16 protein-coding genes are annotated in these 21,046 nt (G+C 63.7%); 13 read left to right on the forward strand and 3 right to left on the reverse strand.

Annotation, left to right across the window (positions count from 1 at the left end):
* Positions 1–6: 6 nt before the first annotated feature.
* Positions 7–1,803 (reverse strand): acyl-CoA dehydrogenase, encoded by a 1,797-nt coding sequence (locus tag LOY42_RS02595; RefSeq protein ID WP_198754823.1) that lies wholly within the window; start codon positions 1,801–1,803, stop codon positions 7–9.
* A gap of 78 nt (positions 1,804–1,881) precedes the next feature.
* Here LOY42_RS02595 and LOY42_RS02600 point away from each other — a divergent pair, with 78 nt between their 5' ends.
* From LOY42_RS02600 to LOY42_RS02610, 3 genes are all read left to right on the forward strand, one after another.
* Positions 1,882–2,037, forward strand: coding sequence for a hypothetical protein (locus LOY42_RS02600; protein ID WP_306461298.1), 156 nt, complete (start codon positions 1,882–1,884; stop codon positions 2,035–2,037).
* Between the two features lie 349 nt (positions 2,038–2,386).
* Positions 2,387–2,671 carry a type II toxin-antitoxin system Phd/YefM family antitoxin gene (locus LOY42_RS02605; RefSeq protein WP_023630627.1) on the forward strand — a complete coding sequence of 95 codons (285 nt, stop codon included), beginning with the start codon at positions 2,387–2,389 and terminating at the stop codon, positions 2,669–2,671.
* Complete coding sequence (locus tag LOY42_RS02610; protein ID WP_198754822.1) at positions 2,637–2,945, forward strand: Txe/YoeB family addiction module toxin; 309 nt, start codon at positions 2,637–2,639, stop codon at positions 2,943–2,945. Before LOY42_RS02605 ends, LOY42_RS02610 begins: the two co-directional genes overlap by 35 nt.
* 55 nt (positions 2,946–3,000) lie before the next feature.
* Here LOY42_RS02610 and putA read toward each other — a convergent pair whose 3' ends face one another.
* On the reverse strand, positions 3,001–6,954 hold the full coding sequence (gene putA / locus LOY42_RS02615; protein WP_139673928.1) for a trifunctional transcriptional regulator/proline dehydrogenase/L-glutamate gamma-semialdehyde dehydrogenase: 3,954 nt from the start codon (positions 6,952–6,954) through the stop codon (positions 3,001–3,003).
* Positions 6,955–7,315: 361 nt separating this feature from the next.
* Between putA and putP the strand changes: the two genes are divergently transcribed.
* From putP to LOY42_RS02655, 8 genes are all read left to right on the forward strand, one after another.
* Positions 7,316–8,791: a sodium/proline symporter PutP gene (gene putP / locus LOY42_RS02620; RefSeq protein ID WP_139673925.1), complete on the forward strand. Its 1,476-nt coding sequence runs from the start codon at positions 7,316–7,318 to the stop codon at positions 8,789–8,791.
* A 167-nt stretch (positions 8,792–8,958) separates the two neighbouring features.
* Positions 8,959–9,795 carry a 23S rRNA (adenine(2030)-N(6))-methyltransferase RlmJ gene (locus tag LOY42_RS02625; protein ID WP_102682200.1) on the forward strand — a complete coding sequence of 279 codons (837 nt, stop codon included), beginning with the start codon at positions 8,959–8,961 and terminating at the stop codon, positions 9,793–9,795.
* A 209-nt stretch (positions 9,796–10,004) separates the two neighbouring features.
* A complete protein-coding gene (locus LOY42_RS02630; protein WP_102682199.1) occupies positions 10,005–11,762 on the forward strand; it encodes a carbamoyltransferase in 1,758 nt (585 codons plus the stop codon).
* Positions 11,746–12,876: a glycosyltransferase gene (locus tag LOY42_RS02635; RefSeq protein WP_139673919.1), complete on the forward strand. Its 1,131-nt coding sequence runs from the start codon at positions 11,746–11,748 to the stop codon at positions 12,874–12,876. Before LOY42_RS02630 ends, LOY42_RS02635 begins: the two co-directional genes overlap by 17 nt.
* A complete protein-coding gene (locus LOY42_RS02640) occupies positions 12,876–13,772 on the forward strand; it encodes an antimicrobial resistance protein Mig-14 (RefSeq protein ID WP_258599749.1) in 897 nt (298 codons plus the stop codon). Before LOY42_RS02635 ends, LOY42_RS02640 begins: the two co-directional genes overlap by 1 nt.
* Positions 13,769–15,172: a PIG-L deacetylase family protein gene (locus tag LOY42_RS02645; protein ID WP_258599750.1), complete on the forward strand. Its 1,404-nt coding sequence runs from the start codon at positions 13,769–13,771 to the stop codon at positions 15,170–15,172. The genes LOY42_RS02640 and LOY42_RS02645 overlap by 4 nt, the downstream gene beginning before the upstream one ends.
* 16 nt (positions 15,173–15,188) lie before the next feature.
* Positions 15,189–16,145, forward strand: coding sequence for a glycosyltransferase (locus LOY42_RS02650; RefSeq protein ID WP_258599751.1), 957 nt, complete (start codon positions 15,189–15,191; stop codon positions 16,143–16,145).
* An 81-nt stretch (positions 16,146–16,226) separates the two neighbouring features.
* Positions 16,227–17,315 (forward strand): glycosyltransferase, encoded by a 1,089-nt coding sequence (locus LOY42_RS02655; protein ID WP_258599752.1) that lies wholly within the window; start codon positions 16,227–16,229, stop codon positions 17,313–17,315.
* Positions 17,316–17,318: 3 nt separating this feature from the next.
* Here LOY42_RS02655 and LOY42_RS02660 read toward each other — a convergent pair whose 3' ends face one another.
* Entirely contained in the window at positions 17,319–17,924 is a 606-nt protein-coding gene (locus LOY42_RS02660) for a toluene tolerance protein (protein ID WP_258599753.1), read from the reverse strand.
* Between the two features lie 104 nt (positions 17,925–18,028).
* Between LOY42_RS02660 and LOY42_RS02665 the strand changes: the two genes are divergently transcribed.
* Entirely contained in the window at positions 18,029–19,204 is a 1,176-nt protein-coding gene (locus tag LOY42_RS02665) for an O-antigen ligase (RefSeq protein ID WP_258599754.1), read from the forward strand.
* A 15-nt stretch (positions 19,205–19,219) separates the two neighbouring features.
* Complete coding sequence (gene msbA, locus LOY42_RS02670) at positions 19,220–21,028, forward strand: lipid A export permease/ATP-binding protein MsbA (protein WP_258601108.1); 1,809 nt, start codon at positions 19,220–19,222, stop codon at positions 21,026–21,028.
* The last annotated feature ends 18 nt before the right edge of the window (positions 21,029–21,046 follow it).

Consider the following 21,046-nt stretch of genomic DNA (forward strand, 5'->3'; position numbering starts at 1 on the left):
CTCCCCCTAGAACCACCCCTCTTGCATGCCCAGGCACGTATCGTCGCGGGCCTCGAGCAAAGCGAGGTCATTATGGCAGCCCGGCACTTCCCAGGTGAGGAAATAACGCGCGGCCTGGAGCTTGCCTTGGTAGAAGTCGCGGTCGCGGCCCTTGAGCAGGCCGACCTCGGCATGGATGGCCTGCTCCAGCCAGCGCCAGCCGATCACGCAGTGGCCGAAGGCCTTGAGGTACAGCGCCGAGTTGGCCAGGGCCCCAGCGACCTTGCCTTGGGCCAGGTCACCGAGCAGGACGAGGGTGACCGCTTGCAGGCGATTGACCAGCTGTTCCAGTGGCTGGCGCAGGTTGTCCAGGTTCGGATGATGGCTGGCGCGCTCGCAGGTGCCGGCGATCCGGCGGATCAGTTGCTTGAGCCCGGCGCCGTTGTTCTGCGCCAGCTTGCGCCCGAGCAGGTCGAGCGACTGGATGCCTTCGGTACCTTCGTGGATCGGGTTGAGGCGGTTGTCGCGGTAGTACTGTTCCACCGGGTACTCGCGGGTATAGCCGTGGCCGCCCAGGATCTGGATTGCCAGCTCGTTGGCCTTCAGGCAGAACGCCGAAGGCCAGGACTTGACGATCGGGGTGAGCAGGTCGAGCAATTCCTGGGCTTGCTGGCGGGTGTTTTCATCCGCCGCCGTGTGGGTGTCATCGAACAGCCGGGCCGCGTACAGGCCCAGGTCGAAAGCACCCTCCACGTAGGCCTTCTGTGCCAGCAGCATGCGCTTGACATCGCTGTGCTCGATGATCGGCACAGCGGGGCTGTGCGGGTCCTTGTTGTCCGGCAGGCGGCCCTGTGGGCGTTGGCGGGCGTACTCCAGTGAATACAGGTAGCCGGCGTAGCCGAGCATCACCGCGCCCATGCCGACGCCGATGCGCGCCTCGTTCATCATCTGGAACATGCAGGCCAGGCCCTGGTGCGGCTGGCCGACCAGGTAGCCGACGCACTGGCCGTTGTCGCCGAAATTGAGCGCGGTAGAAGTGGTGCCGCGCCAGCCCATCTTGTGGAACAGCCCGGCCAGCAGCACATCGTTGCGCGGACCCAGGCTGCCGTCGGGGTTGACCAGGTACTTGGGCACGATGAACAGCGAGATGCCCTTCACCCCGGCCGGCGCGTCCGGCAGCTTGGCCAGGACCATGTGCACGATGTTCTCGGACAACTCGTGGTCGCCGCCGGAGATGAAGATCTTGTTGCCTCTGAGCCGGTAGCTGCCGTCACCTGCGGGTTCGGCGCGGGTGCGGATATCGGCCAGCGACGAGCCGGCATGCGGCTCGGTCAGGGCCATGGTGCCGAAGTAGCGGCCCTCGATCATCGGCTGCAGGAACAGGCGCTTTTGCTCCTCAGTGCCGAAACTCTCGATCAGGTTGGCCGCGCCCATGGTCAGGAACGGGTAGGCCGTGGTGCCGGCGTTGGCCGCCTGGAAGTGGGCGAAGCAGGCTTGCGATACCAGGCTGGGCAGCTGCATGCCGCCGACTTCGAAGTCGCGGTTGGCGTTGAGAAAGCCCGCTTCGAGGAAGGCGTCTACGGCCGGTTTCACTTCCGGGATCAGCTCGGCACGGCCGTCCACGTAGCGGGGCTCGTTTTCATCGCCTTTGCGGTTGTGCGGGGCGAAGTACTTTTCGGCAACGGTGCGGGCGGTGGTCAGCGCCGCGTCGAAGGTCTCGCGGCTGTGCTCGGCGAAGCGCGGACGCTGGGTCAGGGCCTCGGCGTCGAGGACTTCGTAGAGTTCGAAGGCGAGGTTGCGGCTGCTGAGGAGTTGCTCGGACATGGCTGCATTCCTGGTTCGGGGTGCAGCGAGTCTAGGCGGGGTGGTGGGGCAGGGGACAGGTTAATTGGTGTGGGTGATATGGGGGCAGAAGTGGCCATCGCCCAGGTCACCTTGGGCAACCTGACCATCACCGGGATCATGGAGGAAAAGCTCCAACTGCTCTGGGCCTCGTATTACCTGAGCGCCCTGGCCAAGGCGCTGATGGACGATGCCGAACTGGGCATGGGGTGTTGACGACCCAAAAAGGGCATCGCGGGGCAAGTCGCATCGGCGCACCGCCGCTCCCACGCATTTGAGTACTGCTGCAGGAGTGGGGCTGTCTTGATATCGCGCCAAGCGCCGGTTTGGGACAGCTCCTACATGGCAGCAGGATTTAACGCTGTTCTGCCGCTGCGGAAATTCCGGTTCCATATCCACCTTTCCCAGCGGCAATCAGTTCTCCAAATAGTTTCAGGGCTCGACCTTGCGAGTTGTACACAAGTTTGTACAATGTTTGGCAGGCAGGTCGCACAGCGCCGACCTGCCATCAAGGCCTGTTGACTCTCGAGAACTGATCCAGGCGGTACCTGGAAAGGAAGGAAAAATGCATGTACTGACGTTCAGCCAGGCACGCGCCGACCTGAAGCAGACAATGGACGACGTATGCCGGGACCATGAGCCGGCAGTCATCACACGTCAGCGTGGCGAGCCGGTCGTGATGATTTCGCTCGAGGACTACAACGGCATGCGCGAGACCATGTACCTGCTGGAGTCGTCCGCGAACGCCAAGCGTCTTCGCGCTTCCATTGCTCAGCTCCGGGCTGGTAAGGCCGTTACCCAGGAACTGGCACTCGATGAATGTGAAAGCCAAGCAACGAAACAAGACTGAGGCGCGAAGCACCACAAGCGTGGCCTTCACTGCTGAGGGGTGGGAAGACTACGGTTACTGGCGAAACAGTGATGTCGCTATCTTCCAGCGCATCAACATGATGATCTGTGAGTGCCTGCGCAGCCCTTTCAAAGGCACCGGCAAGCCAGAGCCGCTCAAAGGCGACTTGTCAGGTTTCTGGTCTCGCCGTATCACTCGCGAACACCGATTGGTCTACTTCTACGAGGCGGGAACCCTGACCATCCTGCAGTGCCGTTACCACTATGACGATTAGGCCAAGCGCCCACAAAAAAGGAGAGCCGAAGCTCTCCTTTTTTGTTAGATCGGTGTCAGCCGATGGTCATCAGGCTGGCGTTACCACCCGCTGCCGCGGTGTTCACACTCACCGCCCGCTCGATCACCAGGCGCTCCAGGGCGATCTGGTGATCGCCGCTCGACAGCCCATGCACGCCGACGATCGCGCCGGCACGCTTGGCCACCTGCTCGCAGACGCCGCGCAACTGGTCGGAGTGACCGTGGTGGATGACCGCGTCAAAGGCGACCTCATCCTTGCTCCAGTCAGCCACCAGCTTGATCTTCGCTTGCAGCTCCTTCGGCAGACGAGCGCGCACGGTCTTGGCCGGCTCGCCGTCCTGGAACACCGCCGAGCTACCCACGGCCAGCACCGCTGCCAGCTGGGCCAGCAGGTCGGCCTCGTTGTCGGCCAGGCACAGCACGTGTTCGCGTGGCAGCACGCTGTAGGTGTTGCGCTCGCCGGTCGGGCCTGGCAGCACGCGGGTGATACCACTCTGCGACTGCTCGGCGAACTGCTCGCACAGCGCGGCCAGGTCGCTCATCTGGCTGCTGGCCGCCCAGGTCTTGAGGGTTGTCAGCGGCTTGAGCTGCTGGTCGCGCAGGGTGGTGTCGGCCTGGCTGCGCGCATCGTCGGCCTGGAAGTGGCGGGCGATGGCATCGGCCGGGCGGGTCGACAGCAGGCGGTACAGGTACAGCGGGCCGCCGGCTTTCGGGCCGGTGCCCGACAGGCCTTCACCGCCGAACGGCTGCACGCCGACCACGGCGCCGACGATGTTGCGGTTGACGTACATGTTGCCGGCGTTGACGTTGTCCACCACCTTGGCGATGGTCTCGTCGATGCGGGTGTGCACGCCTAGGGTCAGGCCGTAGCCGGAGGCGTTGATCTGCTCGATCAGCTGGTCCAGGTCCTTGCGGTTGTAGCGCACCACGTGCAACACCGGGCCAAAGATCTCGCGCTTGAGCTCGTCGAAGCTTTCCAGTTCGATCAGGGTCGGCATCACGAAGGTGCCGCGCTTGATCTCCTCGCCTTCGGCGATAGCCACCTGGTAGACGGTGCGGCCTTTGTCGCGCATGGCCTGGATGTGCTTCTCGATGCCCGCCTTGGCTTCGGCGTCGATCACCGGGCCGATGTCTACCGACAGGCGCTCGGGGTTACCCAGGCGGCTTTCGGCCATGGCGCCCTTGAGCATCTCGATCACGCGGTCGGCGGAGTCTTCCTGCAGGCACAGCACGCGCAGGGCCGAGCAACGCTGGCCGGCGCTGTCGAAGGCCGAGGACACCACGTCGATCACCACCTGCTCGGTCAGCGCCGAGGAGTCGACGATCATGGCGTTCTGGCCGCCGGTCTCGGCGATCAGCGGGATCGGCCGGCCCTGGTTGTCCAGGCGCCCGGCGATGTTGCGTTGCAGCAGGCGGGCGACTTCGGTGGAACCGGTGAACATCACACCTTTGACACGCTCGTCACCGACCAGGCCGGCACCGACGGTTTCGCCCTGGCCAGGCAGCAGTTGCAGCACGCCTTCCGGGATGCCGGCTTCCAGCAACAGGCGCACGGCCTGGGCGGCGACCAGCGGGGTCTGTTCGGCTGGCTTGGCCAGTACCGGGTTGCCGGCGGCCAGGGCCGCGGCCACCTGGCCGGAGAAGATCGCCAGCGGGAAGTTCCACGGGCTGATGCACACCACCGGGCCCAATGGGCGGCAGCTGTCGTTGCGCAGATCGTTGCGTGCCTGCACCGCGTAGTAGCGCAGGAAGTCCACCGCCTCGCGCACTTCGGCGATGGCGTTGGCGAAGGTCTTGCCGGCTTCGCGCACCAGCAGGCCCATCAGCGGCTGGATATCGGCTTCCATCAGGTCGGCGGCGCGTTCGAGGATCGCGGCGCGCTCGGCCGGTGGGGTGGCCTGCCAGATTGGCGCGGCGTTCAGCGCGCACTGGATGGCATTGTCGACGTCGGCGACGGTGGCTTCCTGCACATGGCCGACCACATCGCGATGGTCGGACGGGTTTAGCACTGCGCTGGCCGGTTGCTCGCTAGTGGCGCAGGCCAGCAGCGGCGTGGCCTTCCAGTCGTTATGAGCGGTGGCCAGCAGGGCGCAGGACAGCGACGCCAGGCGGTGTTCGTTGGCCATGTCGATGCCGGCCGAGTTGGCCCGCTCGCTGCCGTACAGCTCACGCGGCATCGGGATGCGCGGGTGCGGTAGGCCGATGCTGCCTTCCTGGGTGCCCATGCGCTCGATGCTGGCGACCGGGTCGGCGACCAGTTCCTGGATCGAGATCGAGTGGTCGGCGATGCGGTTGACGAACGAGGTGTTGGCGCCGTTTTCCAGCAGGCGACGCACCAGGTAGGCCAGCAGGGTTTCGTGGGTGCCGACCGGGGCGTACACGCGGCACGGACGGTTCAGTTTGCCTTCGGAGACCTTGCCTACCACTTGCTCGTACAGTGGCTCGCCCATGCCGTGCAGGCACTGGAACTCGTACTGGCCCGGGTAGTAGTTCTGCCCGGCGATGGTGTAGATGGCCGACAGGGTGTGGGCGTTGTGGGTGGCGAACTGCGGGTAAATGGCTTCTGGCACGGCCAGCAGCTTGCGGGCGCAGGCGACGTAGGAAACGTCGGTGTACACCTTGCGGGTGTACACCGGGTAGCCTTCCAGGCCCTCGACCTGGGCGCGCTTGATCTCGCTGTCCCAGTAGGCGCCCTTCACCAGGCGAATCATCAGACGGTGGCGGCTGCGCTTGGCCAGGTCGATGACGTAGTCGATCACGTACGGGCAGCGCTTCTGGTAGGCCTGGATGACGAAGCCGATGCCGTTCCAGCCGGCCAGCGACGGCTCGAAGCACAGGCGTTCGAGCAGGTCCAGCGACAGCTCCAGGCGGTCGGCTTCCTCGGCGTCGATGTTCAGGCCGATGTCGTACTGCTTGGCCAGCAGGGTCAGCGACAGCAGGCGCGGGTACAGCTCGCTCATCACGCGCTCGTACTGGGCGCGGCTGTAGCGCGGGTGCAGGGCCGAGAGCTTGATCGAGATGCCCGGGCCTTCATAGATGCCACGGCCGTGCGAGGCCTTGCCGATCGAATGGATCGCCTGCTCGTAGGAGGCCAGGTACTTCTGCGCGTCGTGCTCGGTCAGCGCGGCTTCGCCGAGCATGTCGTAGCTGTAGCGGAAACCCTTGGATTCGAACTTGCTGGCATTGGCCAGCGCCTCGGCGATGGTTTCGCCGGTGACGAACTGTTCGCCCATCAGGCGCATGGCCATGTCGACGCCCTTGCGGATCATCGGCTCGCCGCTCTTGCCGATGATGCGGGTGAGCGAGGAGGTCAGGCCGGATTCATTGTGGGTGCTGACCAGCTTGCCGGTCAGCAGCAGGCCCCAGGTGGCGGCGTTGACGAACAGTGACGGGCTGTTGCCCAGGTGCGGCTGCCAGTTGCCGGTGCTGATCTTGTCGCGGATCAGCGCGTCACGGGTACCTTTGTCGGGGATGCGCAGCAGCGCTTCGGCCAGGCACATCAGCGCCACGCCTTCCTGGGACGACAGAGAAAACTCCTGCAGCAGGCCCTGGACGATGCCAGCGCGGCCGCCGGCGCTCTTCTGGTTGCGCAGCTTGTCGGCCAGGCTTGCGGCCAGCTTGTTGGTGGCTTCGGCCTGGGCCGCCGGCAGGCGTGCCTGCTCCAGCAGCATTGGCACCACTTCCTGTTCGGGGCGGCGGTAGGCAGCGGTGATCGCCGAGCGCAGCACCGATTGCGGCAGGATGCTTTCGGCGAACTCCAGGAAGCACTGGTGGGCGTGCTCGGCCGGGGCTTCGCCGGCATCGTCGCCGAGTGCGGCCGCGTGGCCATTGAGTTCGTTCAGGGTGGCGCCACCCTCGAGCTTCTCGAGATAGTTGAAAATCGCTTGCTTGATCAACCAGTGCGGTGTGCGGTCGATGGACTGCGCAGCTGCTTTGAGTCGCTCACGGGTCGGGTCGTCGAGTTTGACCCCAAGGGTGGTCGTCGCCATTTCTTATCCTCGTTATTGCCACGGATGTGGCCTAAGCTGACGGCAAGATTAGCCTGTAGGACAATTCGGGTGCAACCGGGTGCAACCCTAATTTTTCAAGGTAAAGGTGCTACTCGTCTGAAGGGTGTTTCCGTACAACCGAAACGGTCTTTATTGGCGCTTTTTGTTATGTAAAACGCTGTGTTTGCTCCGAATTGGAGCAAGAATGCGGTTTTATCTGAAAATGCAGGGTTGGGTGCAACTGGCAAATGAAAAATGGTTGCACCTCGTTCACGTTGTTGCATAGGATTCGCCGCCTGGGTGCAACCGTCGTCGTGCACGGCGGGTCGCAAGAGATAAAAACAACGCCAGGGCACAACTCATGGGCAATCCACTAACGATCACTTTCGTGGTCTACATTGCGGTAATGGTGCTGATCGGCTTTGCCGCCTATCGCTCCACCAAGAACCTTTCCGACTACATTCTCGGCGGCCGTAGCCTCGGCAGCGTGGTTACCGCGCTTTCCGCCGGCGCATCGGACATGAGCGGCTGGCTGTTGATGGGCTTGCCGGGCGCCATCTACTTCGCGGGCCTCTCCGAAGCCTGGATCGCCATCGGCCTGACCGTCGGCGCCTACCTCAACTGGCTGTTCGTTGCCGGCCGCCTGCGTGTGCAGACCGAGCACAACGGTGACGCCCTGACGCTGCCGGACTACTTCTCCAGCCGCTTCGAAGACCAGAGCGGCCTGCTGCGGATCATCTCCGCGATCGTGATCCTGGTGTTCTTCACCATCTACTGTGCCTCTGGCATCGTTGCCGGTGCCCGCTTGTTCGAAAGCACCTTCGGCATGTCTTACGAGACCGCGCTGTGGGCTGGCGCTGCGGCAACCATCGCCTACACCTTCATCGGTGGTTTCCTGGCAGTGAGCTGGACCGACACCGTGCAGGCGTCGCTGATGATCTTCGCGCTGATCCTCACGCCGATCATCGTGCTGATTTCCACCGGAGGCTTCGACACCACGTTCCTTGCCATCGAGGCGGTGAACCCGGCGCACTTCGACATGTTCAAGGGCGCCACCTTCATCGGTATCATCTCGCTGATGGGCTGGGGCCTGGGCTACTTCGGCCAGCCGCATATCCTGGCGCGCTTCATGGCCGCCGACTCGGTCAAGTCGATCGCCAAGGCGCGCCGTATCTCCATGACCTGGATGATCCTGTGCCTGGCTGGTACCTGCGCCGTGGGCTTCTTCGGCATCGCCTACTTCTCGGCGCACCCGGACCTCGCTGGCCCGGTCACCGAGAACCACGAGCGTGTGTTCATCGAGCTGGCCAAGATCCTGTTCAACCCATGGGTCGCCGGTGTGCTGCTGTCGGCCATCCTGGCGGCGGTGATGAGCACCCTGAGCTGCCAGCTGCTGGTGTGCTCCAGTGCCCTGACCGAGGACTTCTACAAGTCGTTCCTGCGCAAGAACGCTTCGCAGCGTGAACTGGTTTGGGTCGGCCGCCTGATGGTGCTGGCCGTCGCGCTGATCGCCATCGCCATGGCCGCCAACCCCGAAAACCGCGTGTTGGGCCTGGTGGCCTACGCCTGGGCTGGCTTCGGCGCCGCCTTCGGCCCTGTTGTGCTGCTTTCGGTGCTGTGGAAAGGCATGACCCGCAATGGCGCGTTGGCGGGCATCGTGGTCGGTGCGCTGACCGTGATCGTCTGGAAACAACTGGGTACCGGCCTGTACGAGATCATCCCGGGCTTCCTGTTCGCCAGCATCGCCATCTTCCTGGTGAGCAAGCTGGGCAGCCCGTCGAACAGCATGGTTTCGCGCTTTGAAACCGCTGATGCGCAGTATCACGCCGACAAGTAACGCCTGCTGAACTGGCGTCGCCTTCATCGCCGGCAAGGCGGCTCCCACAGGGATAAACTCAAATCTGTGGGAGCCGGCTTGCCGGCGATGGGGTTCAAATCGATCGACCGCCGTACCTGACGTCTCCCTCGCGACAAGGTAAACTTGCCGCCCCCGCAGGAGCCGCCATGAACTATCGTCACGCCTTCCACGCCGGCAACCATGCCGACGTCCTCAAGCACATCGTGCTTACCCGCCTCATCGCCCTGATGTCGCGCAAGGAGCAGCCGTTCGCCTACATCGATACCCACGCAGGGCTTGGCCTGTACGACCTGCAGGGCGATCAGGCGAGCCGTACCGGTGAGTACCTCGAAGGCGTCGCCCGCCTGTGGAATCGCGATGACCTGCCGGCCGTCACCGCCGACTATCTGGGCGTCATCAAGCGCCTGAACAAGAATGGCGAACTGCGCTATTACCCGGGCTCCCCTGAGCTGGCCCGGCGCTTGATGCGTGAACAGGACCGTGCACAGCTCAACGAAAAGCACCCTGAAGACGGCGTGCTGCTCAAAGAGAACATGAAGAAGGACCCGCGAGTCACCGTGCACCTGGGCGAGGGCTGGCATATCCCGCGGGCGCTGCTGCCGGTGCAGGAAAAACGCGCGATCATGCTGATCGACCCGCCGTTCGAGCAGGCCGACGAGCTCAAGCGCTGCACCGTGGCGATGAAGGAGGCGATCGGTCGCATGCGCCAGACCGTCGCGGCCATCTGGTACCCGATCAAGGACCAGCGTTCGCTGACCCGCTTCTACCAGGACCTCACCAGCACCGGCGCGCCCAAGCTGTTGCGCGTGGAGCTGTATGTGCATCACCAGGACAGCCCGCAGGGCCTGAATGGCTCGGGCCTGGCCATCGCCAACCCACCGTGGGGCCTGGAGGATGAGCTCAAGACGCTGCTGCCGTGGCTGGCCAAGGAGCTGGCGCAGACCGCCGGCAGCTTCCGCATGGACTGGCTGATCGCCGAATAAACAGGCGTCGCAGGCAGCGTGGGAGCCGCGATGCGGCGGCCCGACTTGCCCGGTGATGGCGTCAGCAAATCCAGCGCCATCGCGGGGCAAGCCCGCTGCCACGTCCATGCATCGCGTCAGGCGATCTTTGCGTTATAATCCCGCCCTTTAGCCGCCATCCGCCTGAATGGCCGGTGGCGCACTTCATACCGATTTGAGAGGCTAACCCCTTGGCACTGACGATTCTTGGCCTGTCCGGCGCCCTTAGCCATGACCCTTCCGCGGCCCTGTACATCGACGGCAAGCTGATTGCCGCCGCCGAAGAAGAGCGCTTCGTGCGTGACAAGCATGCGAAGAACCGCATGCCCTACGAGTCGGCGAAGTTCTGCCTGGAGCAGGCCGGCATCAAGCCGTCGGACGTCGACGTGGTGGCCATTCCTTTCGCCCCGATCAGCCTGTTCGGCAAGGCCCGCTGGCACTACGCCAAGCGCTACTGGTACGCCCCGGATCGCGCTCTCGACGCGCTGCTGATGGGCAACCGCCGTTACAAGCGCTACCGCAAGAAGATCGTCTGGTGCCTGGAGCAGCTGGGCTTCGATCCGAAGAAGATCAAGATCGAACCGGTCGAGCACCACCTGGCCCACGCGTCCAGCGCCTATCACTGCTCGGGCTTCAAAGAGAAGACCGCGATCCTCGGCATCGACGGCAAGGGCGAGTACGCCACTACCTTCTTCGGCTATGGCGAAAACGGCAAGATCCACAAGATCAAGGAATTCTTCGACCCGGACTCCCTGGGTGGCCTGTATGGCGCGATCACCGAGTTCCTCGGCTTCGAGATGCTCGATGGCGAGTTCAAGGTCATGGGCATGGCGCCGTATGGCGATGCCAGCAAATATGACTTCTCGCGCCTGGCCAGCTTCGAAAACGGCGAACTGGTGATCAACACCGAGTACGCCAACGTCATCGGTCTGCGCCGCTATAAAGAGAAGGGCAAGGGCTTCTACTTCTCGCCCAAGCTGATCGAGTGGCTGGGTCCGAAGCGCGAAGGCGACATCGCCGACGAGCCGTATATCCACTATGCGGCGAGCATGCAGGCATTGTTCGAGAAGCTCGCCCTGCAGATGATCGACCACTACCTGGGCGATACCCTGAAAGAGACCGGCAAGCTGGCCTTCGCCGGCGGCTGTGCGCTGAACGTCAAGCTGAACCAGAAGATCATCGCCCGTGACGACGTGAAGGAGCTGTTCGTCCAGCCGGCCTCCGGTGACGCCGGTACCGCAGTGGGTGCTGCTGCCTATGTGTCCCATGCCCGTGGCGTGCCGGTCGAGAAGATGGAGCACGTCTACCTCGGCCCTGCGTACTCCAACGAAGACGTGATCGCCGCCTGCGCCCGTCACCCGAGCAAACCGGTATGGCGCAAGCTCGAGAACATGCCTGAGCAGATCGCCAAGATCATGGTCGACGGCAACCCGGTGGCCTGGTTCCAGGGGCGCATGGAGTTCGGCCCTCGCGCACTGGGTGGTCGCTCGATCATCGGTTGCCCGAGCGTGCCGGGCGTGGCCGATCGCATCAACCACCAGATCAAGTTCCGCGAGCGCTGGAGGCCTTTCTGCCCGTCGATGCTCGACACCGTTGCGCCGCAGATGATCAAGATCGATCATCCGGCGCCGTTCATGACCTTCACCTTCGAAGTGGCTGAAGAGTGGAAGACCCGTGTGCCGGAAGTGGTCCACGAGGACGGTACCTCGCGCGCCCAGGTGCTCAAGCGCGAGTACAACCCGCGCTACTACGACATGATGAAGGCGTTGGAAAACCTGACCGGCAACGGCGTGTCGCTGAACACCTCGCTCAACCGCCGTGGCGAACCGATGATCTGCTCGCCGACCGATGCCCTGAATATGTTCTTCGGTTCGGATCTGCAGTACCTGATCATGGAAGACATCCTGGTGGTCAAGGAAGGCGCCGCGCCGTATGACCAGCCGCTCTGAACCGCGGATCCTGCAGTTCTGCCATGGCTATGACGGGCCGTTCCTCGACTGCGCCCGTCAATATGCCAGCCTGTTCCAGGGCAGCGGCTACAAGGTCACCACCGTGTTCCTCACCGGGGCTGCCGACGCGCAGGTCGCCGCCGGCTGCGCCTCGGACGAGGTGTTGTTCCTGGAGTTCAGCTCCAAGGCCGTGCGCGGCCTGAAGCTGGGCGCCATCGCCGCGCTGCGCAAGATCGCCGCGCAGCGCAATTTCGCGTTCTGCATCGCTCACCGCTTCAAACCGATCTATGTCGCGCTGCTGGCCACCGGTCTGCCGGTGATCGGCGTGCACCACGCGTTTGGCGACTACCAGCGCAAGGGGCGCCGACTGTTTGCCAACCTGTTCCGCAAGCGCCTGAGCCTGCTCGGTGTCTCGGATGCGGTGCGCGACGACATGCGCCGCTGCCTGGGGCGGTGGCCGGCCGAGCGTATCCAGACCCTGTACAACCGCATCGATGTCGAGGCATTGCAGGCCAGCCTGGTGCCGCGTGACGAGGCGCGTCGTGCCTTGGGCCTGGATGAACAGGCCTGGGTGGTCGGCAATGTCGGCCGTCTGCACCCGGACAAGGACCAGGCCACGCTGTTGCGCGGCTTTGCCGAAGCCTTGCCTGGCCTGCCGGCTGGGGCGCGGCTGGCAATCCTGGGCAAGGGGCGTCTCGAGGCACCGCTCAAGGCATTGGCCAGTGAGCTGGGCATTGCCGGGCAGGTGGACTTCCTCGGCCAGGTGCCGGACGCCCGCCGTTACTTCAGCGCCTTCGATGTGTTCGCGCTGAGCTCCGATCATGAGCCTTTCGGCATGGTCCTGCTCGAGGCCATGGTGGCGGGCGTGCCGCTGCTGGCCACCGCCTGTGGCGGCGCTCGGGAGGTGGTCGAGGGTGTGGGCGTGCTGTTCCCGCTGGGCGATGCCGCGCAGCTGGCCCAAGGCCTGAAGCATATGGCCGGGCTGGACGCCGGGCAGCGCGAGGCCTGTGCTTTGCACATGCTACAGCGCCTGCAGCAGCGTTTCAGCGACCAGGCGGTGCGCGATGCCTTCTGGCAGTTGCCGCAGATGCGTGCGCTGGTGGCGGAGGCCTGATGCTCAATCACCTCAAGGCCTGGCGCGAGCGCGGCTGGCAAGTGGTCGACGCGGCCGAGTACAACGATGCCTGGCAGCGTTTCGGCGGCAGTGTCGCCACGCACCCGCTGGTGGTCGAGCAACTGGCGGACCTGGCCGGGATCCCGGTGCGTTACCTCGGTTGGTTCCAGGGCGGCGAGCTCAAGGCCGCGCTGCCGACCTGGGGGCGCCACCTGGCGCTGTCCAAGGATGTACTCAAGCGCGAAGGCAAGAAAGGCCTGTTCGACCTGGGCAATGCCGAGATCATCCTGCCGGCGGCCATGGATGTCGGTGCGCCGTTGCGCCACGCCGGGCGCTACCTGTCGGAGCTGAACCAGGGGCGTTTCACCGGCTTGAAGGCGCAGCCCGAGCAGTTGGCCATGGCACGTGCGCATGAGGACCTGTCGAAGAAGTTCCGCTATAACCAGCGCCGTGAGCTGCGCCTGCTGGAAGAGGCTGGCGGCCAGGTTCGACCGATTGGCGATTTCACTGCAGCCGAGATCGCGGCGATGTACTGTGAATTGTTCCAGCGTCGCTGGGGTTTCCCGGCCACCGGTGCCGCCCGCATGGCCGAAGTGATCGAGCGCTTGCGCGAGCTGCTGATCGGCTCGGTGCTGTTCCTCGAGGGGGCGCCAATCGCCATTCAGCTGGTGTATCGCGTCGAGGCGCCGCAGTGGATCAGCGTCGAGTACGTCAACGGTGGTGTCGACCCTGACACCAAGGCCTTCAGCCCTGGGAGCGTATTGAGCTTCATCAACACCCAGTCTGCCTGGGAGGATGCCACGGCCCGGGGCAAGGCGCTGCGGTTCTCGTTCGGTCGTGCAGACCGAGAGTACAAGGACCGTTGGTGCAACCCTGTACCGGTGTTCCAGTCGTGAGCCGCAAGCAGCAGTTGCTCAAGCGCCACCGGCGCAACAAGCGCCTGGGGCTGCTGGTGGGCCTGCTGCTGCTGGTCGCGTTGGGCGTGTTCGGCGCGTGGTGGTTGCCGCTGTTGTTGCTACCGCTGTTGTGGGTGGCACACGAGGCCTGGTTCGCCGATCATCTGTTCTACTCACCGGGCGAAGACTACGCCTACCGTTTTGCCAAGGACACTCGAGAAGTCGCAGCGAGCCTGCAGGTCGATCTGCTGCAAACCGATGTTGCACTGCAAGGTGACGAGACACTGATCCTTGAAATCGGTATTCGCAGCAATTGGCTCGGGCGCTTCCTTGATCCTCGCGTCGAGCTGCTGGCGGGCGCCGCCAGCGACGTGCAAACGTTCGAGCGTGGCGTCAAAGGGGTGCGTTTCCTCAACCTGACCGGGTTGGCCGAACCGTTGGCGGCCGGCACTTTGCGCCTGCGTGGTCGGCATTGCCGATTGCAGCAATCGCCGCGCCTGTGGATAACTCCGGCGGTCGAATTGCGCAAACGCCGAGTGATGGTCATCGCTCCCCATGCCGATGATGCCGAGTTGGCGGCCTATGGCCTCTACAGCCAGGCCGACGAAACCTGGGTGGTCACCCTGACGGCCGGTGAGATCGAGGCCGAACACTACCAGACCATGGGCCTGGCCAAGGCCGAGGCGGCCAGGCTGAAGGGACGGTTGCGCGCCTGGGACAGCATCGCCGTGCCACGTTGGGCCGGCGTGCCGGAGTCGCGCTGCGTGCAACTGGGCTACTTTTGCCTGCAATTGCCAGTCATGCAGGCTGCGCCGGATCTGCCGGTGCGCTCGCGTGAAGCCGACCTTGCCGACATTCGTCCCTTCCGACGTTTCAATCCGTTCCCGCTGCCGGCCGATATCGATGGTGCGCCGACCTGGCACAACCTGCTGGCCGACCTGCGTGCCCTGTTCGAGATGGCCCGGCCCCAGGTGCTGGTGATGCCGCATTCGGTGCTCGATCCGCACCCGGACCACATCTGTGCCCAGGCCGCTGTGCTCGAGGCGCTGCAAGGCCTGGCATGGCAGCCTGAAACGTTGTTGTGCTACGCCAACCACCTCCATGACAACGACCGCTGGCCGATGGGCGAGAGCGGAGATGGCGTGGCCCTGCCGCCGCAGCTGGAAGCCGCCGAAGCCTGGTCACCCTGCAGCCTGGTGCTGGATATCGACACCCAGCGCGACAAGGCCATGGCCCTGGGCATGATGCATGACCTGCAACCTGCGCCCCCCTTCAAGCGTCGTCTGCGCCGTGCGTTGCAACGCTGGCTGGCAGGGCGCCGCCCATCGCCGTACGGAGAGAACGAATTCTTCCGCAAGGCGGTGCGCCGACATGAACTGTTCTGGCGTCGCGACCTGTGAGCGCCCAAGGAAAGCAATGAAAGTCCTATTTCTGGTGCAGAAGGAACAACGGGCGATTCTCGACCGTCTGTACGACGGCGTCGCGGCCAACTGCGACTGCGATCTGCGTTGGCTGAGCGACGAGGACCAACGCAACCTGCGTCGCTACTTCAAGCGGGAAGTGGACGTCACGCGCTACGACCGCATCGTGTTCTTCCTGCGATTCAAGCAGGAAATCCGTCAGGTCGCGTTCATCCGCAGCGTTCCCAACCTGGTGATCCTCGAGCACGACGCGTACCAGAACTACATACCTTGCAAATACACGGGCAAGTTCAGCGAGCATTACCGTCAACTGTCTTGGGCCCGAGTCATCAGCTCAGGCTACATGGTCAGCGAGCGCCTGCGGCAGGAGGGCTTCGATGCGGTGTTCGTGCCCAAGGGCTACGACGAACAGCTACTGGCCGACCAAGGGCGCGAACGCGATATCGAGCTGGCATTCGTCGGCAGCACCAAGAGTGTCGCCTACAGTGGCCGCAAAGCCTTGCTGGATGAGTTGGGGAAGGTGGAGAACCTGGTGGTCACCCGTACCAAGTCGGGCGAGGACTATTGCAATACCCTCAACCGTATCCGCTTTTTCCTCAGTGCCGACGTCGGTATGGGCGAGTACATGATCAAGAACTTCGAGGCGATGGCCTGCGGATGCGTATTGCTGGCCTACGACCAGGGTGAAGCGGAGAACCGCGCCCTGGGGCTCGAGGACATGCACAACGTGGTGTTGTATGACAGCATCCCGACGCTGCAGGCCAAGCTGCGTCAGTTACGCGAGGATCCGGCGCTGGTGGCGTTCATCGCTGGCAATGGGCGTGAACTGGCCACTGCGCGCTTCAGTTTCGCAGCCGTGGGCCGAAGCATTGTCGAGCACATGGTGCCTGCCCTGCGAGCGCGTCCGCCGCTGGCCACCTGGCAGCGCTTGCGTTTGCGGCTCGGTTTCTGACGTAGATTCGAGCAAGACTTCGCGGATCAGCAAAACGGCTGGCTTCAAGGCCCACCGAATCATCAAAGGGGCGTTACGCCGTTGAATATCCTCAATGTGATGTGGTCGGGCGGTTCGCCCTTCGCTTCCATCCACAGTGTGCACAGGCAGGTGCTGGCACATGCCCCGAGCGGTGCGCAGGTGACCAACTGGCTTCTGCTCGGGGAGGGTTTGTGCAGCGGTGTGGGCCAGACGCGTAGCTGGCATTTGTCGCCACGCGTGCTCAAGGGGCGGCTGTCGCATCGACTGGCACTGTCCTGGGTGAAGTGGCGTCTGCGTCGCGCGTTGAAGGCGGTGGGGCCCGATGCCCTGTTGCTGGACGGACTGGGGGTTGCCCGGCTGTTGCTGCCATTGTTGCGTCAGCTTCCAGACGTGCGGGTTGCTGTCCTGTTTCACGGTACGACACGCCTGACCCGACGCGATGTCACCCTGTTCCGGCAGTTCCCTGTCGAACGCCTGACGGTCGCCGCTGTATCCACGACATTGGCGCATTCGCTGGAGCAAGGGTTGGGGCGGACGGTGCAAAGCTTGCGTGTGGCGCTGGATCCCCAGGTCTTCACTGGACATTCGCTGGGCCGGGAGCAGGCCAGGCAGGCATTGTCGCTGATGGAAGACGGTCTTGTGCTGGGGGCGGTGGGTCGCCTGGTTGAGAGTAAAGGTTTCGAGATGTTGATCGAAGCGTTCGCCAGAACGCGCGCAGTGCAGCACGGCGCTCGCCTGGTCATACTCGGCGATGGCCCGTTGCGTGGGCAGCTGGAAGCGCAGGCCAGATCCCTCGGTTTGGGTGAGCGTATCCGCTTCTATGGCCATCGTGAAGATTCGACACGACTGTACCCGGCCTTCGACTGGTTGCTGGTACCCTCCCGCTCGGAGGGACTCGGGCTGGTGCTGCAGGAAGCCGTGCTTTCCAAGGTGCCGGTCGTCTGCAGTGACCTGCCGGTCTTTCGCGAGCAGTTGGGGGGCGCGGGCCGCTACCTGCCAACGGACGATTCGTGTGCCTGGGCTGATGTCATTGACGATTGCGCCTTCCAAGATGCCGGGGCCAAGGCTTCGGAGCAATGGCAAGCCTTGGCGCCGGAGCAGGGATGGCAAGCGTTCCGGTCTGGTTCGGCGAGCCTGTTGGCGCGCTGAGTGTCAACGCGCCGCCAGGGCTGCCTGGAACTGATCGAGGGGAAACTCCCGGGCGAGGGGTTCGCGCTCGATGTAGCGAACCATGTGCTGTACGTTGCGTTGCACCATTCGGGAAGAGAGCGGGGCGCGCAGGAAGCGCATGTCGGCCACATCGATCAAGCCCAGCAAGCCTTCGGGGGTCTCGACCACGTTGCCCAGGTGCAGCGAGCGGAAGTAGATCCCTGCGCGATGCAGTCGCCGAATGAGCTCGACGAGTCGTGGCAATTGCCGGTCCCAACTGAAGTCGGCCTGGCGCGACAACTGCAGCAGGGTCTCGCCCGGCAACGGCCGATAGAGCACTGCGGTGCGGCCCGGCAGCGGCAGCTTGTGGTGGCTGATCACTTCCAGGGTAGGGAAGCCGGCGAGCGCCAGGCGTACGGCATTGTCGATGAAACGCTGCGAGTAGGGGCGCAGCAGCGCAGATGAAATCAGGCGCTTGCGACGAAAAACCTTGAGGATATTTCCATCCCCAAGCAGGTAGACTTTGGCGCCGTGGCTATCTGCCTCAAGCACCTTGGCGCCGAGAGTCAATCGATCGAAGTCGACCTGGGAGAGCCGGGAACATTGCATATATTCGAGCCTTGTCTTCTGGGCAGGCAAAATGACCGGCAATAATGCCGAAATTTATCTGTTAGCACCATGACGGTGTGTTTGTGTTTTACATGGGGGAAAGGATGTTGCACGAAAAGAACTGGGCCAGAGCCTGGCTGGGGTGGGGGTTCATCTGGTTCCTGGCGGCGATTGCGCTGGCGCCGAGCAACAAGCTGTACCAGCAGGGCCTGATCCTGTTCCTGTGGTTGCCGACCCTGGGGTTTGCCTGGTCCGCCCGGCACGTCTACGCCCAGGCCTTGCGAAAGCAACCCGGCTTGTGGATCTGCGTCCTGGCCCTGCTGCTCTGGTGCGCCATCAGCCTTGCCTGGTCGACCGCCGAGGATGGAGCGCGTGAAGGCAAGCGGCTCGTGTACATCCTGCTGTTCCTGTTGGCCTTTCCCCTGCTGGCGCAGGCCGGCGTCGAGCGGGTTTCACGCCTTCTGCAGGTGGGAGGTGGGTTGCTGGCGCTGGCCGCGTTGATTTCGATCGTGCAGTTCTACGTGGTGGCGGGTAATCCGCTGGTGACCCGAATCGAAGGCATCGGTGAGATTTCCCACCCGATCCTGGGGGCCTATGTCATCGCAGCCGCAGTCCTCTGGCTGCTGTACAGCTTCCCCAGGCAGCGTGTGTTGCAACTGGCCTGGGCGTTGGCCCTGGCCTGCCTGGGTGCTTTCGTGGTGTTCAGTCAGAGCCGCGGAGCCGCGTTGGCCATGGTGGTGTCCGTCGTCCTCGCGCCACTGTGGTTCCGCAACCGCAGCAGCGGCCTGTTCGCCGTGCTGGCGGCCCTGGCCACCGGCATCGCTTTCTACCTGATGTTCGAGTTGATCATGCTGAGGGGGGCGTCCTACCGTCCGGAGATCTTCCACGCAGCCGTGCAGATGATCCGTGAACACCCTGTCGGCGGCCTCGGGCTGGGCGCTTTCTACCGCGTGGAAGCCGCAGGGCTCGAGTTCGACCATACCCACAACATGTTCACCCACATCGCCGTGGAGTTGGGGGTGCCGGGGATGTTGCTGTGGCTGGGGGTCTGGTTGTGCACCCTGGTGGCGATCCTGCGCGCGCGCAACACGTTGTTCGGCAAGCTCCTCCTGGTCTTCTGGGTGTACTCCACCCTGGCCATGCAGTTCGACGCCGCCAGCCTGACCGCCACCCCGCGCGCCGAGTGGTTCATCAGCTGGCTGCCGGTGGGCCTGGCGATGTTGTTGCCATGGGCAGATGACCAGAATCGACGCTGTGGTAAAATCGCCGGTTCAATCTGAACAGCGAGCTCGATGATGGCCGAAACACCGCTACCGGTGGAGAACACCTCCAGCCTGAAGATCTACTTCAGGCTGCTGAGGTACGTGAAACCCTACATCGGCATCTTCCTGCTGAGTATCGTCGGGTTCGTGATCTTCGCCTCGACCCAGCCGATGCTGGCCGGGATTCTCAAGTACTTCGTCGACGGCCTGAGCAATCCCCAGGCCGTCCTGTTCCCCAACGTGGCCTACCTGCGCGACCTGCAACTGCTGCAGGCCGTTCCGCTGCTGATCATCCTGATCGCCGCCTGGCAGGGCCTGGGATCGTTCCTGGGCAACTACTTCCTGGCCAAGGTGTCGCTGTGCCTGGTGCACGACCTGCGCGTTGAACTGTTCAACAAGCTGCTGGTGCTGCCCAACCGCTATTTCGACAACCACAACTCCGGCCACCTGATCTCGCGCATCACCTTCAACGTGACCATGGTCACCGGCGCGGCGACCGACGCGATCAAGGTGGTGATCCGTGAAGGCCTGACGGTGGTATTCCTGTTCGCCTACCTGCTGTGGATGAACTGGAAGCTTACCCTGGTCATGCTGGCCATCCTGCCGGTGATCGCGGTGATGGTGAGCACCGCCAGCAAGAAATTCCGCAAGCAGAGCAAGAAGATCCAGGTGGCCATGGGGGATGTGACGCACGTCGCCTCCGAGACCATCCAGGGTTATCGGGTGGTGCGCAGTTTCGGCGGTGAGCGTTACGAGGAGCAGCGCTTCAGCCAGGCCAGCCAGAGCAACACCGATAAGCAGCTGCGCATGACCAAGACCGGCGCGTTGTACACGCCGCTGCTGCAACTGGTGATCTATACCGCCATGGCTACGCTGATGTTCCTGGTGCTGTTCCTGCGGGGTGACGCGTCAGCGGGTGATTTGGTGGCCTACATCACCGCCGCAGGCTTGCTGCCCAAGCCGATCCGCCAGCTATCGGAAGTCAGCTCGACCATTCAGAAGGGCCTGGCGGGCGCCGAGAGCATATTCGAGCAACTGGACGAAGTGCCCGAAGTGGACAAAGGCACTGTGGAGAAGGAGCGTGTGCAGGGCCGCCTTGAGGTTCGCAACCTCAGCTTCACCTACCCGGGCACCGAGCGCCAAGTGCTGAGCGACATCAGCTTTACCGCCGAGCCGGGTCAGATGATCGCCCTGGTTGGCCGGTCGGGTAGCGGCAAGTCGACGCTGGCGGCGCTGATTCCGCGTTTCTACCATCACACCGAAGGGCAGATCCTGCTCGATGGCGTGGAGATCGAGGACTATCGCCTGCGTAACCTGCGTCGGCATGTGTCCCAGGTCACTCAGCACGTCACGTTGTTCAACGACACCGTGGCCAACAATATTGCCTATGGCGATTTGGCTGGAGCCCCTCGGGCCGACATCGAGGCCGCCGCCGCCGATGCCTACGCCAAGGAGTTCGTCGAGCAACTGCCCAAAGGCTTCGATACTGAGGTCGGGGAAAACGGCGTGCTGTTGTCCGGTGGTCAGCGCCAGCGTCTGGCGATAGCGCGAGCCCTGCTGAAGAATGCGCCGTTGCTGATTCTGGACGAGGCGACCTCGGCGCTCGATACCGAGTCCGAGCGGCATATCCAGGCGGCCCTTGACCATGTCATGCAGGGACGCACCACCCTAGTGATCGCCCACCGCCTTTCGACCATCGAAAAGGCGGACATGATCCTGGTTATGGACCAGGGGCGTCTGGTGGAGCGCGGTACCCATGCAGAGTTGCTCGAGGCAAATGGCTATTACGCCCGCCTGCACGCTATGGGGCTGGATGCGCCAGAAAACGCCGACATCACTTGAAATACCTGAGGTCGGGGT

The sequence above is a fragment of the Pseudomonas sp. B21-023 genome (genome assembly GCF_024749165.1).
GTDB lineage: Bacteria > Pseudomonadota > Gammaproteobacteria > Pseudomonadales > Pseudomonadaceae > Aquipseudomonas.